The sequence below is a fragment of the Streptomyces sp. NPDC048461 genome (assembly GCF_055587105.1).
Window position 1 is genome coordinate 117,647 of sequence record NZ_JBVJGW010000022.1, and the last position, 12,769, is coordinate 130,415.

11 protein-coding genes are annotated in these 12,769 nt (G+C 76.2%); 7 read left to right on the plus strand and 4 right to left on the minus strand.

Features of this window, described 5'->3' with window-relative positions:
• Positions 1 to 45: 45 nt before the first annotated feature.
• The 5 genes from ACZ6S8_RS30325 to ACZ6S8_RS30345 all read left to right on the plus strand — a co-directional run bounded on the left by ACZ6S8_RS30325 (position 46) and on the right by ACZ6S8_RS30345 (position 8,236).
• Positions 46 to 633 carry an RNA polymerase sigma factor gene (locus tag ACZ6S8_RS30325; RefSeq protein ID WP_469460611.1) on the plus strand — a complete coding sequence of 196 codons (588 nt, stop codon included), beginning with the start codon at positions 46 to 48 and terminating at the stop codon, positions 631 to 633.
• Positions 630 to 2,372 carry an IclR family transcriptional regulator gene (locus ACZ6S8_RS30330; protein WP_469460612.1) on the plus strand — a complete coding sequence of 581 codons (1,743 nt, stop codon included), beginning with the start codon at positions 630 to 632 and terminating at the stop codon, positions 2,370 to 2,372. The genes ACZ6S8_RS30325 and ACZ6S8_RS30330 overlap by 4 nt, the downstream gene beginning before the upstream one ends.
• Positions 2,373 to 2,558: 186 nt before the next feature.
• Positions 2,559 to 3,542, plus strand: a complete 984-nt coding sequence (gene bdeA / locus ACZ6S8_RS30335) for a bis(hydroxyethyl) terephthalate hydrolase (RefSeq protein WP_469460613.1) — start codon at positions 2,559 to 2,561, stop codon at positions 3,540 to 3,542.
• A 195-nt stretch (positions 3,543 to 3,737) separates the two neighbouring features.
• Entirely contained in the window at positions 3,738 to 6,872 is a 3,135-nt protein-coding gene (locus ACZ6S8_RS30340; RefSeq protein WP_469460614.1) for a LuxR C-terminal-related transcriptional regulator, read from the plus strand.
• A 104-nt stretch (positions 6,873 to 6,976) separates the two neighbouring features.
• Positions 6,977 to 8,236 (plus strand): PucR family transcriptional regulator, encoded by a 1,260-nt coding sequence (locus ACZ6S8_RS30345; protein ID WP_469460615.1) that lies wholly within the window; start codon positions 6,977 to 6,979, stop codon positions 8,234 to 8,236.
• Between the two features lie 36 nt (positions 8,237 to 8,272).
• Here ACZ6S8_RS30345 and ACZ6S8_RS30350 read toward each other — a convergent pair whose 3' ends face one another.
• Positions 8,273 to 8,632, minus strand: a complete 360-nt coding sequence (locus ACZ6S8_RS30350) for an ArsR/SmtB family transcription factor (protein WP_469460616.1) — start codon at positions 8,630 to 8,632, stop codon at positions 8,273 to 8,275.
• 168 nt (positions 8,633 to 8,800) lie between these two features.
• On the opposite strand from ACZ6S8_RS30350, the gene ACZ6S8_RS30355 reads away from it, so the two are divergent.
• On the plus strand, positions 8,801 to 9,700 hold the full coding sequence (locus tag ACZ6S8_RS30355) for an aminoglycoside phosphotransferase family protein (protein ID WP_469460617.1): 900 nt from the start codon (positions 8,801 to 8,803) through the stop codon (positions 9,698 to 9,700).
• 28 nt (positions 9,701 to 9,728) lie between these two features.
• Here ACZ6S8_RS30355 and ACZ6S8_RS30360 read toward each other — a convergent pair whose 3' ends face one another.
• From ACZ6S8_RS30360 to ACZ6S8_RS30370, 3 genes are all read right to left on the minus strand, one after another.
• Entirely contained in the window at positions 9,729 to 10,106 is a 378-nt protein-coding gene (locus ACZ6S8_RS30360) for a hypothetical protein (protein WP_469460618.1), read from the minus strand.
• Positions 10,107 to 10,184: 78 nt separating this feature from the next.
• On the minus strand, positions 10,185 to 10,460 hold the full coding sequence (locus ACZ6S8_RS30365; protein ID WP_469460619.1) for a hypothetical protein: 276 nt from the start codon (positions 10,458 to 10,460) through the stop codon (positions 10,185 to 10,187).
• A 99-nt stretch (positions 10,461 to 10,559) separates the two neighbouring features.
• Positions 10,560 to 10,832, minus strand: coding sequence for a hypothetical protein (locus ACZ6S8_RS30370; RefSeq protein ID WP_469460620.1), 273 nt, complete (start codon positions 10,830 to 10,832; stop codon positions 10,560 to 10,562).
• 322 nt (positions 10,833 to 11,154) lie between these two features.
• On the opposite strand from ACZ6S8_RS30370, the gene ACZ6S8_RS30375 reads away from it, so the two are divergent.
• A complete protein-coding gene (locus ACZ6S8_RS30375; protein WP_469460621.1) occupies positions 11,155 to 12,600 on the plus strand; it encodes a glyceraldehyde-3-phosphate dehydrogenase in 1,446 nt (481 codons plus the stop codon).
• Positions 12,601 to 12,769 lie beyond the last annotated feature (169 nt).

The window sequence follows — 12,769 nt, forward strand, 5'->3', positions numbered from 1 at the left end:
CACCCCCCGCCCCAGGAGGCGGGACGAGCCGGAGCGGGGGCGCGCATGGGCGAGGGTGAGACCGACCCGTCGGGAGCGGGGTACCGGGCGGTCTCCAGCGAACTCGCGGGCGTGCTGCCCGTGGACTTCACCGCCTTCCACTCCCAGCAGCACCGCGCCTACCTGCGCTACGCCCACCTGAACCTGGGCAACGCGCAGGACGCCGAGGACACCGTCGACGACGTCTTCACCTTCCTGCTGGAGGCGTGGCCGCACGCACTGCGCGAAGCGAGCCTCCACGCCTTCGCCTGGGCCGCGCTGCGGGAGCACGTCGAGCGGCGGCTGGCGGTCCTGGGGCGCGAGGCCGCGCTGGTGGAGACGGCCTGGTTCGCCGCACTGCGCCGCACCCCCCGGGACCGGCTGGAGCTGCTGGAGTCCGAGCTCGGCCTGTACGCGGCGATCGCGGAGCTGCCCTCCGAGAAGCAGTACGACGTGGTGCTGCTGTCCTTCGTCCTCGGCAACGACTCCGACACGGTCGGCCGGATGATGGGGATCTCGCCCGCCACGGTCCGCTCGCACATCCGCGGCGCACGCCGAACCCTGTCCCGCGAACTCGGGGTGGACTGGATCCCCGGAGAGGAGAAGGACCGGTGAGCCACCTGCCACCTGACCGCGACACGCCGCTGTGCGCACTGGACGCCGTCCTGGAGGACGCGACGGTGCTGGTGGAGGAGTACGCCGGATACGACGAGTACGCCGCCCGCCGCCGCATCGCCCGCCGCGTCGTCGCCCACCGCTCCCGCCCGGCGGCCGCCGCCGGGCCGGGGAGCGCGTGCGGGGCCGGCGTACCCGGGCCGGGCCCGTCCGCGCGGGGCGGGCACCTGGTGCTGGACGCCGCCTGCCACGTACGGGCCGCCCGGCTCCTCGACGAGACGGCCCGGGCGCTGGTGGAGAGCCGGTCGTACGCCGTCCTCGCGCTCGACGCCGCGGCGTGGCCGCACAGCGCCGAATCGACGCTGCTGTTCGCCGGGCTGCTGCACCTGGCCGGGAAGGGGGAGGGGGCGCAGTTCTGGTTCCAGTACGCGGCCGGGGCCGGGTCGCGCGCGGCGGCCCGATGTCTGTACCTCCACCACCTGGCGCGCGCCGAGGTCGCCACCGCACGCCACTGGCACGAGCAGTGCCGGGAGCTGCCCGAGGACGACGGCCTGCCCGACCTGCCCCCCGTACCGCACGACCTGGAGCAGGCGCTGACCGCCTCCGTCATCTGGGCCTCCCCGCCCATCACCACGCAGGACCTGACGTCCCTCGCCACCGGGCCCGGAGGCTCCGGGCGGACCGGCTACCGCCTGCCCCCGCGGCTGCGCCTGGCCACCACGGCGCGCACCTGGACGGGCGACCCGGACCTGGGGGAGGTCTTCCTCCCCGCGCCCCAGGTGGCGATCGCCGTCGCCCACCAGGCGCGGCTCCCGCGCGCGCACCCGGCGGACCGGGCGCCCGTCCACCCGCCCCCGCGCGTCCTGGAAGCCGTCGACCGCCACGCGGGCGGCGTGAGTCCGGCCCGGATCGCCCGGGAGACCCGTATCCCGTACCTCGTGCTCGCCAGAGCGACCGAGATGCTGGTCCGGGCGGACCCCACGTCCCCGGCCGGCCCCGGCGCCTTCGAGGCGGGCTGCACCGTGCGGCTGCCGGCGGGATCCGGCGGGGGCGGACGCGGGTACGTGGGGGAGACCCTGGCCTGGCTCCGGGACGCCGTCGGCGCCGCCGTGTACGTCGCCCGCTACGCGGACGGCGAGGTGGCCGTCACCCAGTACGCGGACGGCGAGGTGGCCGTCACCCACAACGCCGACGGCCCGGCCGCGCCGGCGGTGGGCGAGTGGGCGGACTTCCGCGCGGCCGCCCACGCCTCGGCGGTCGGCAAGGCGCTGTGGGCCCGGCTCGACCACCACGGACGCTCGGACCACCTGTCCCGCCACCGCCCCGTCCTGTTCGCCCCGCGCACCCTCGGCGGCCGGGCGGCCCTCTTCCACCAGCTCGACGCCCGCTGCCCGAACGAGCCGCTGCCGGACCTGCGGGGGTACGCGCCGGTCACGGTCCGCGCGGCGGTCCCGATCGCGGCCGGTCCGCACGCGCCGTGCGTGGCCCTGTCCATCCCGGTTCCCGACCCCGGCCGCCCTGAGTGGGCCGCCCGCATCCTGCGGAGCGAAGCGGCGGCGGTCCTGCTCGCCCTGCTCGTGGCCGGCAGCGCACCGCGGACGACGGGCGCGGAGTCCGGTGCGGGAGGCGCCCGACGGAGGGGAGTCGCTCGGGGGACGGGAGCCGGCGAAGGGGCGGGAGGCGGCGCAGGGGCGGCCGAGGGCGGTCAGGGGCGCGACGTCCTGTCCACCACGGCGTAGCCCCTCGCGCGCGGGGCACCACGAGGCCGGTGATTCCGCCGATGCGCGCCGCCGGGTCCCGCCGTGACAGTGGTCCGGCCAGCGAATACGGCGGTCCCCACGGTGTGCGGCACGGTCCTCGGCTCGGGAGCCGGAGGCCGTTCGCGTCCGGGGCGGCTCCGCCACGACCGAGAGGACGACTCCGTCGTGCAGCAGCAGAACAGCGTGAGCCCCCACCACGCCCACGGGACCGATGCCTCCGCAGGGCCGGGCACCGCAGCCGCCTCGGCCGCGGGCCGCCACACCCGCCGGACGGCCCGGTTCCGGACGCTCGTGGCCGCGGCGGCGGCATTCCTGGCCGTCGGCGGGTTCACCACCGCCACGACCCCGGACGCCCGGGCCGCGGACAATCCGTACGAGCGGGGTCCCGCACCCACCGTGTCGAGCATCGAGGCCGCCCGCGGCTCGTACGCGGTGTCGCAGACCACCGTCTCCTCCCTGAGCGTCACGGGCTTCGGCGGAGGCACCATCTACTACCCCACGTCCACCGGCGACGGCACCTTCGGAGCCGTGGTGATCTCCCCCGGTTACACCGCGAGCCAGTCGTCCATCGCCTGGCTCGGACCGCGGCTCGCCTCCCAGGGCTTCGTCGTCCTCACCATCGACACCCTCACCACCCTCGACCAGCCCGACAGCAGGGGCCGCCAGCTGCTGTCCGCGCTCGACTACCTGACCGGGCGCAGCACCGTCCGCACGCGGATCGACAGCAGCCGGCTGGGCGTGATGGGCCACTCCATGGGCGGCGGCGGCACCCTGGAGGCCGCCAAGAGCAGGCCGTCGCTCCAGGCGGCGATTCCGCTCACCGGCTGGAACCTGGACAAGTCCTGGCCCGAGATCCAGACGCCGACGCTGGTCATCGGCGCCGACGGCGACTCGATCGCACCGGTCGCCACCCACTCGGAGCCGTTCTACGAGAGCCTGCCGGGCTCGCTCGACAAGGCGTACCTGGAGCTGAACGGCGCGACGCACTTCACCCCGAACACGTCGAACACCACGATCGCGAAGTACAGCATCGCGTGGCTGAAGCGCTTCATCGACAACGACGTCCGCTACGAACAGTTCCTCTGCCCGCTGCCGCGGCCGAGCCTGACCATCGAGGAGTACCGGGGCAACTGCCCGCACGGCTCCTGAACCGTACGGCTGCCCGGCGGCGGTCGGGGGCGCCGCCGGGCAGCCCAGGGGACACCGGGAGCGCGGCGGGGTGCGGGTCCGCGGGGGCGGCACGGTGTGGGCCCGCACAGACCCGGGGCGCCGTCCCGGGGAGCGTGCCCAGCCCGGGGGTTCCGGGCGCGCCGCCGCCGCGGACGCGGCCCTACCGTGACGGCCGTGACCAGGAAGACGACCCTGAGCCCCGCGCTCCGGATGTACGGCCGGAGCACCGAACTGGACGCCCTGGCGGCCCTGTCCGACCGGATCCGGGCCGGGCACGGCGGAGCGCTGCTGATCGAGGCGGAGCCCGGGCTGGGCCGCAGCTCCCTGCTGGCCCGCGCTGCCCGGGACTTCGCGGCCGGACCCGGACCGGGCCTTCCGGCGGCCGTCGTGGCCGCCGGTCCCCGCCCTCCGTACGGCGGCTCGCCCGTGCTGCTCCGCGCGGCGGCCGGGCGGGTCGACGCGGTTCCCCTCCACCCCCGCTGCGCGCCGGGCGGGGTGCGGAGCGGGGGAGCGGGGCCCGGCGGTGGGCCAGGTGCAGTTCCGGCGGATCCGCCTGGCCTGTTGGGCCCGTTGTACGTGATGGGCCCGTCGGACCTGTCGGACCCGTCGGACCTGTCGGACCTGTGGGGCGGCGCCGCCGACGGGCCGCTGCTGTTCTGCGCCGACGACGTGCACCGGTGGGACGCCGCGTCGCGTGCCGCCCTCGGCGCGGCCGTCCGGCGGGCCGGGGCCGCGCGCGGGGTCGGGTTCCTGCTGTCCGCCACGGAACACCGGGCGGACGGCCCCGACTTCCGGGGCGTGCCCGTGGTCCGCCTCGGCCCGCTGGAGGACGCTGCCGCGACGGCCCTGCTCGACGCGCTGACCGGCGCCGACACCGACCCGTCCGTACGGGACGAGCTGCTGTACGAGGCCGAGGGGAACCCGGCGCTCCTCACGGCGCTCGTCGCCCGCCTGACCCCGGACCAGCTGCGCGGCCACCGCCCGCCGCCCCGCCCGCTCGCGGACGCCGCCGCCCTGCTGGGCAGCGTCGGCGACCGGCTCGCCGTCCTGCCCGCCGACACGCGCCTGCTGTTGCTGCTGGCCGGCGCCGCGCAGGCGGCCGAGCCCGACGCCGCCGGCGCGGACGCCGCGCAGGTCCTGCGCGCCGCCCGGGCCGCCGGCGTGGCACCCGCCGCGCTGGACCCGGCGGAGACCTCCGGCGTGGCCCACCACGACGGCGAGCGCATCACGTTCACCGGCCCGCTGCTGCGCCGGGCCGCGTACGACGCCGAGCCGTCCTCGCGGCGCCGGGCGGCCCACGCGCTGCTGGCCTCGGCCGTCGACGGCGACCGCCACCGGCTGCTCCACCTGCTCCACCGCGCGGCTGCCGCCGACGGCCCCGATCCCGGGCTCGCCGACGCGCTCGTGGACGCGGCGGCGCCCGGCACGCCCACGTCCGGCACGGAACGCTCGGCGGCGCTCGCCCGGGCCGCCGCGCTCACCGCCCGCGGCAACGCCCGTACGACGCGCCTGACCGAAGCGGCCGAGTACGCCCGGCTGGCGGGGCGCTCCCGCAGGGCGCGCGAGCTGCTGGCGGGCACCCGCGACGGGACGGCCCACGACGCCGTGCGCGGCCGGGCGGAACTCCTCCGGGGCACCCTCGCGCTCCAGGACGGGCCCGTCGGCGACGCGTACGAGGCGCTGCTGATGGCCGCGGTCCGGCTCGGCCCGTACGACCGCGAACGGGCCCTGGCGGCACGGGCGGAGGCGATGGGGGCCGCGTGGGCGGCGGGTGACGCCGCCGCCTGCCTCGCGGCGCTCGCCGACCCCCCGGCGCCCGCCCCGGCCTCCGGCGCCCCGGCCTCCGGCGCCCCGGCCTCCGGCCCCCCGGCCTCCGGCGCCCCGGCCTCCGGCGTTCCGGCCGTCGACGCTCCCGCGGACGCCGGCCCCGCCTTCGGGGGCCCTGCCTTCGGCGGCCCGCCCTGCGACGCTCCCGCCAACGACCGTTCCGACTGCGGGGAGCGGCCCGTACGACGTCCGCTGGGCCCCGGCATGCCCGCGCCGCCTGTCCGGCCCGAACCGCCCCTCCCCGTACCGGCCCCCGCGGGGCCTCCCGATCCGATGTCCGACTACCGGGCGGGACTCCGCGCCGCCCTCGGCGGGGACCTGCTCGGGGCTCGTGCACCGCTGCGCCGGGTGCTGGAGCGGGTGCGCGGTGAGGACGATCCGACGCGCCTGCTGCGGGCCGGTGTCGCCGCGCTCGTCCTCGGCGACATCGGGGCCGCCTGCCACGCCAATGCCCGGGCCCTGGCCGTCGTCCGCTCGCGCGGGCTCGCGGCCCTCACCCCGCAGGTCCTGGAGCACCTGGCCTACGCCGAGCTGCGCGCCGGCCGGCACGCCCGGGCCCGGGCCCACGCGCAGGAGGGCCTGCGCGCCGCCCATCGGGCGGGCCAGCGCAACGTCGCCGCCCACCAGCACGCGATCCTCGCCATGGTCGCCTCGGTCGAGGAGGACGCGGCGGCCGTCGCGGTCCACGCCGGCGCCGCCCTGGCGGTCGCGCGCCCGCACGGCCTCGTCCAGGCCGCGACCCTCGCGGCGTGGGCGTCGGCCCGCGCCGACCTGTGCCGCGGACGGGTGGGCGAGGCCGCCGCCCGGCTCGGCCCGCTGACCCGGCCGGGGCCCCACTGCGGGCACTTCGCCGTCCGCATGCTCGCCGTGCCGTGCTTCGTCGAAGCGGCCGTGCTGTCCGGCGAACGGGCCCACGCGCGGGCCGGGGTCGACGCGTTCGCGCTCTGGGCGGCCCGGGGCGGCGACCCGCTGGCGCCGGCGCAGCTGGCCCGCTGCCGTGCCCTGCTCGCCGCGCCGGAGGACGCCGATGCCCTGTACGCCCTGGCGCTGCTCCGGCACGAGGGGGCGGACGGCGACTTCGAGCGGGCCCGCACCCAGCTCCTGTACGGGAAGTGGCTGCGCCGCCGGCGCCGGCCCGGCGAGGCCAGGAGCCGGCTGCGGGACGCCCGTATCGCCTTCGAGCGGTGCGGTGCCCCGGCCTGGGCCGAACAGGCCCGGGCCGAACTGCGGGCCGCGGGCGAGGCACCCGCTCCCGCACCGGCGGGCGTCCCGACCATGGCCCGCCTGACGCCGCAACAGCTGCGGATCGCCCGCTGCGTCGCGGAGGGAGCCACCAACCGCGAGGTGGCGGCACGGCTCTCCGTCAGCCCCCGCACCGTCGACCACCACCTGCGCAACGTCTTCGCCCTCCTGGGCGTGCGCTCGCGGACCGAACTGGCCCGGTTGGTCGACCGTGCCGAGAAGGATGGTGCACACCCCTAGGGACCGACCGAGCGGTATGCCATTCTTCGGGAGCCACACAGCCCCGGCGCGGAGGGCGGGCCTCCCTGCGCGCCGGAGCGAGCCGACCCCGGTGGAGGACCGCGATGCCGCACGCCGCACGATCGGGGGTCCGGGCGCTGCCCGGCCCGCCGCCCGCCACGCCGCCCACCCGCTCCCTCGCCACCGCGGAGGCGCTGACCGTCCTGCACCGGGCGGCCCGGCGGCTGATGGACGACCTGCCGGAACTCACCGACCGGCTGGTCTCCGCCCTCGGGGACCAGGAACCGGCGTACCGTGCCGCCATCGAGGCCGACTCCGCCGAGGTCTGGCAGGAGGCCCACCAGTCCCTGCGGCACAACGTCGGCTCCTTGATCCACCCCCGGGAGTCCCGCGACGCCGCCCGTCGCTGCTCCTGGCGGATCGGGGCAGTGCGCGCGGAACAGGGCTTGCCCCTGGACGCGTTGCTGCACGCTTTCCGGCTCGGCGGCGGCATGGTGTGGCAGGGCCTGATCGAGGAGTCCGCGCGGCACGACCCCGACGACGTACGCCTGTTGGTGCACGTCGCGGCCGACGTGTGGAACTTCGTCGACGAGCACTGCGGGCTGGTCGCCGACGGCTACCGGCAGATGGAGCGGCAGCTGACCTGGCGCCGCGAGAACCGGCTGCGGCTGATGACGGCGGCGCTGCTCGATGGCACGACCCGGATCGCCGACCTGCCCGAGGTGGCCGCCGCGGTCGACCTTCCTGAGCAGGGCCGGTACGCCGTAGTCCTGGTCTCCGGCGGCCACCGGGCCGCGTACACGGGCATCCGGCCGCCCCGGGGGCCCGCGGGCTCCCGCGTGCTGTGGCACAGCGCCGCCGACGCGGACCACGGCATCGTCCTGATCGGCGACAGCAGCCTGGACGAGCTGGCCCGTCACATGAGCGGCCCGCCCGGCACCCGGATCGGCATCAGCTCGGCCGTCGAGGGACTCGCGGCCGTCGGGGACGCCCGCCGTCTCGCCGAAACCGCCCTGCAGGCCTGCCCGGAGAGCGGCGGCACCGTCCTGCTCGACGAGCACCTGCCGGCCGCGCTCCTCGTCTCCGCGCCCGGGCTCGGCGCCGCGCTCGCCAAACGCGTGCTCGGCCCGCTCCTGCGGCTCGATCCGGGCGACCGGGACCTCCTGCTGGACACCCTGGCCGCCTGGCTGGACTGCGACGGATCGGCGCGGCGGGCCGGGGCCCGCCTGTACTGCCACCGCAACACGGTGCTGAACCGGCTCCGGCGCTGCGAACAGCTCACGGGCCGGTTCCTCTCGCGCCCCGCGGACGTCGTGGAGATCTCGCTCGCCCTCACGGCCCGCCGTCACCTGCGCATCGCCTGACACCGCGGAACCCGCGCGGCACCGGCGGGAGCCGGATCAGCCGGACGGTGCGAGCAGGCGCCCCATGGCCGCCAGGACGGCCGGCTCGACGCGGTAGTACACCCAGGTCCCGCGCCGCCGGGAGGTGAGGAGGCCGGCGTCCTTGAGCTTCTTCAGGTGGTGGGAGACCGCCGGCTGGGAGACGCCGACGTCGGAGATCTCGCAGACGCACGCCTCGCCGTCCGCGTGCGAGGCGATGGCGGAGAACAGCCGCAGTCGCACCGGGTCGCCGAGGGCCTTGAACATCCCGGCCGTGCGCTCGGCCTCCTCCGCGGTCAGCGGGCGCTCGCTGAGCGGGGGGCAGCACGGGCCCGCGGTGTCGGACTCAGGCGTCGGCAGGACCTTGGTACTCGGCATCCTCTTATGTTCACATATGTCGAACCAGCCAGGTGGGTGGTATCGCGCCAGATTCGGTGCGGCGGTGGCCACGGGGAGCCGCGGGGGGACACCCGGCCCTGCCCACCGCCCGGCCCACGGGGAAACCCGGTTGACGGCCGCCGGCGCCGGGCGGTCGGATGACGCCCCATGACCACAGCGACGCATCCCGGCCCGCACCCCGTCGACGAGGACCTCGTACGGCGGCTGATCGCCGGACAGTTCCCCCGGTGGGCGGGGCTGCCGGTGGAGCGGTTCCCGTCCGGCGGCACGGTCAACGGCGTGTACCGGCTGGGCGACGACATGGTCGTACGGCTGCCGCTGGCGCGGGGCGGCGCGGGGGACGTCGCCCCGGAGCGGGAGTGGCTGCCCCGCCTCGCGCCCCGGCTGCCCGTCGCCGTACCCGAGCCCCTCGGGGCGGGGGAGCCCGCGGAGGGGTACCCGTGGCCGTGGTCGGTGTACCGGTGGCTGGCGGGGGAGAACCCCGAGGCGGGGGCGCTGGACGCGCCCGAGCGGCTGGCGCGCGACCTGGCCGCGTTCGTGACGGCGATGCGGGAGGTCACCCTGCCGGGGGCCCCGCCCGCCCACCGCGGCGGCCCGGTCGCCTCGCTGGACGCGGACACCCGGGCCGCGATCGAGGAACTGCGCGGGATCCCGGAGGAGGGCGTGGACTGCGACGCCGCGACCGCCGTCTGGGAGGACGCGCTGCGGGCCCCGGTCTGGGACGGACCGCCGGTGTGGCTGCACGCCGATCTGATGCCGGGCAACCTGCTGGTGGAGGGGGGCGGGCTGACCGCGGTCATCGACTTCGGGTGCGCGGGGGCCGGCGATCCGGCCTGCGACCTGTTCCCGGCGTGGAACCTGCTGCCGGCCGGCGCGCGGAAGGTCTTCCGTGCGGCGCTGGACGCGGACGACGCGTCCTGGCGGCGCGGCCGCGGGCGCACCCTCTCCCAGGCCCTCATCGCGCTGCCGCACTACCGCCTCACGAACCCGTCGATGGCGCGCAACGCCCGCCACGTCATCCGCGAGACCCTCACGGACGGCTCCTGACCCCGTCCGGGCCCGGCGGCGGGCGCCGCTACCAGACGAGAACCCCACCAGAGGCGCGCCGGGCGCGTTCCGCGGCGGCCTCGATGTTCCGCAGGCGGACAGAGATCTGCTCCACGTACGTGGTGTGCGGCTTCGAGGGGTCGGTGTGCGGGGCGACGGCCCGGATGTTCTCGCGCAACAGGGCGCATTCGACAAGGAAGGGCTCGACCTCCTCGGGGAGGACCCGCAAGTCGCCGTCGGCCAGGACGGGGAAGAAGCGGGCGCCCAGCGAGCGCACGGCGTCGGAGCCCCACACCGTGGTGCGCCAGCGCTCGAAGCCGGCGAGGTCGGAGCATCCGGGTGGCACGTCCAAGACGTCCACCCGGCCGTCGTCGGCACATGTGAAGACATCCACGGTCCGGCTCATGGCCCCAGTGGATCATGGCTGTTCGGCCGCCGTCCACGCTGTCGGTCACGCGGCTGTCGGGTGCCGGGCCCGCCCCGGTCAGCGCGGTTCGTGGGGGGCCGACAGGCAGGCGGCGGTTGCGGCGCCGCCCGGTACGCCGGCCGCGGCCAGGCCGCTGCGGCAGCCCTGGAGGTCGCTGACCACGCCCTGGTAGCACGCCGTGCGCACCGAGTCGGTGACGGTGACCCCCGCCTGCTCGACCGTGTTCGTGCAGGCCGGGATGTCCGCGTGGGCCGAGGGGGCGGCGAGGGCGGCGCCGCCGAGCGTGAGGGCGAGGCCGGCGAGGACGCCGGCGGTGCGGGTCGACGTGCGCATGGGACGCACCTGCTCTCCTGATCGGAGGCGGGGCCCGGAGCGTGGGCGCTCCGGGCCGGCGGGGGGAACGGCGCCGGGGGCGGCGTCGCGGGGGGACTGCTACTTGGCGGACACCCGGCAGGCGGTCACCGCGGTGCCGTTGGTCACGCCGCCCGCGGTCAGGCCGGACACGCACTGCTCGTGGTCGCCGGTCAGCCCGACGTAACACGCCATCCGGATCGAGTCCGGAGCCTCGCCGCCCTGTAGCTCCCGCTCGACCTGGTTGATGCAGGCCGTGACGTCCGCGTGGGCGGCGGGGGCCGCGAAGGCGGCTCCGCCGAGTGCGAGGGTCAGGCCGGTGAGGACACCTGCGATACGGGTCGACGCGCGCATGGGACGCACCTGCTTCCGGGTCGTCGCGCGGCCCGGTACCGATGTGCCGGATCCGCGTGGGAACGGCGCCGAGCGGCACGCCGACCGGTGTGCGGCCGCCTGGCCCGTCCCCGTACGGGAGCTGCTCGGCAGGGCTGCCCTCCCCTTCCCTCCCTTCCTCCGACGCTAGAGCAGCCGGGTGCGGGACGCACCCGCTGGGCGGTGCCGGCCGGCGGTCGACCCGTGCCGCGCGGGGCGGGAGCGGCTCCGGACGGCCCGTTTCAATGATCAAAGTAGCGTCGGGTTAGCATATGAGCGCCGCCTAGCTCGAAAGATAAAACCTGTGACTGTCAATGACGACTCGTTCACCAACTGGAAGAACCGCGAGGAGATCGCGGAGTCGATGATCCCTATCATCGGGAAGCTGCACCGGGAGAGGGACGTCACGGTCCTGCTTCACAGCCGCTCCCTGGTGAACAAGTCGGTCGTCAGCATCCTCAAGACCCACCGGTTCGCCCGGCAGATCGCGGGCGAGGAGCTCTCGGTCACCGAGACGCTGCCCTTCCTGCAGGCCCTCGCCACCCTCGACCTCGGCCCGTCCCAGATCGACATCGGCATGCTGGCCGCGACGTACCGGACCGACGACCGTGACCTCTCGGTGGCGGAGTTCACCGCCGAGGCCGTCGTCGGTGCCACGGGCGCCAACAAGATCGAGCGCCGCGAGTCGCGCGACGTCGTCCTGTACGGCTTCGGCCGCATCGGCCGCCTCGTCGCCCGCCTGCTCATCGAGAAGGCCGGCTCCGGCAACGGCCTGCGCCTGCGCGCCATCGTCGTCCGCCAGGGCGGAGACCAGGACATCGTCAAGCGCGCCTCGCTGCTGCGCCGCGACTCCATCCACGGGCAGTTCCAGGGCACGATCACCGTTGACGAGGCGAACAGCACGATCATCGCCAACGGCAACGAGATCAAGGTGATCTACGCCAACGACCCGTCCGAGGTCGACTACACGGAGCACGGCGTCAAGAACGCCATCCTCATCGACAACACGGGCAAGTGGCGCGACCGCGAGGGCCTGTCGAAGCACCTGCGCCCCGGCATCGACAAGGTCGTCCTGACCGCTCCGGGCAAGGGCGACGTGCCCAACATCGTCCACGGCGTCAACCACGACACCATCAAGCCGGACGAGCAGATCCTGTCCTGCGCCTCCTGCACCACCAACGCGATCGTCCCGCCGCTGAAGGCGATGGCGGACGAGTACGGCGTCCTGCGCGGCCACGTGGAGACCGTCCACTCGTTCACCAACGACCAGAACCTGCTGGACAATTACCACAGTTCCGACCGGCGCGGCCGCTCGGCGCCGCTCAACATGGTGATCACCGAGACCGGCGCCGCCTCCGCGGTCGCCAAGGCGCTCCCCGACCTCAAGGCGAGGATCACCGGCAGCTCGATCCGCGTCCCGGTCCCGAACGTCTCGATCGCGATCCTGAACCTGCGGCTCGCCCGCGAGGCCACGCGCGAGGAGGTCCTCGACTACCTGCGCAACGTCTCCCTGGCCTCGCCGCTCAAGCGCCAGATCGACTTCATCAGCGCTCCCGACGCGGTCTCCAGCGACTTCATCGGCTCGCGCCACTCGTCGATCATCGACGCGGGCGCCCTCAAGGTCGAGGGTGACGACGCGATCCTCTACCTCTGGTACGACAACGAGTTCGGCTACTCCTGCCAGGTCATCCGCGTGGTCCAGCACGTGTCCGGGGTGGAGTACCCGACCTACCCGGTCCCGGCGGTCTGATCGGGGAACTCCCCGGTCCGGCGGCGTCGTCCCGGCAGGCGGGACGGCCGTGAGGCGTCAGAGGGGCGGGGGGGGGGGGGGGGGGGGGCGCCGGCCCCCCCCCCCCCCGGGGGGCCGCCCCCCCGCCCCCCGCCGGGCGGCGCGGGGGGGGGCGGCGGCCGCCCCCCCC

Coding starts and splice junctions, on each gene's coding strand:
- ACZ6S8_RS30345 (WP_469460615.1), top strand. CDS start 6,977: ATGCCGCACGCCGCACGATCGGGGGTCCGGGCGCTGCCCGGCCCGCCG.
- ACZ6S8_RS30350 (WP_469460616.1), bottom strand. CDS start 8,632: ATGCCGAGTACCAAGGTCCTGCCGACGCCTGAGTCCGACACCGCGGGC.
- ACZ6S8_RS30370 (WP_469460620.1), bottom strand. CDS start 10,832: ATGCGCGCGTCGACCCGTATCGCAGGTGTCCTCACCGGCCTGACCCTC.
- ACZ6S8_RS30360 (WP_469460618.1), bottom strand. CDS start 10,106: ATGAGCCGGACCGTGGATGTCTTCACATGTGCCGACGACGGCCGGGTG.
- ACZ6S8_RS30365 (WP_469460619.1), bottom strand. CDS start 10,460: ATGCGCACGTCGACCCGCACCGCCGGCGTCCTCGCCGGCCTCGCCCTC.
- ACZ6S8_RS30325 (WP_469460611.1), top strand. CDS start 46: ATGGGCGAGGGTGAGACCGACCCGTCGGGAGCGGGGTACCGGGCGGTC.
- ACZ6S8_RS30355 (WP_469460617.1), top strand. CDS start 8,801: ATGACCACAGCGACGCATCCCGGCCCGCACCCCGTCGACGAGGACCTC.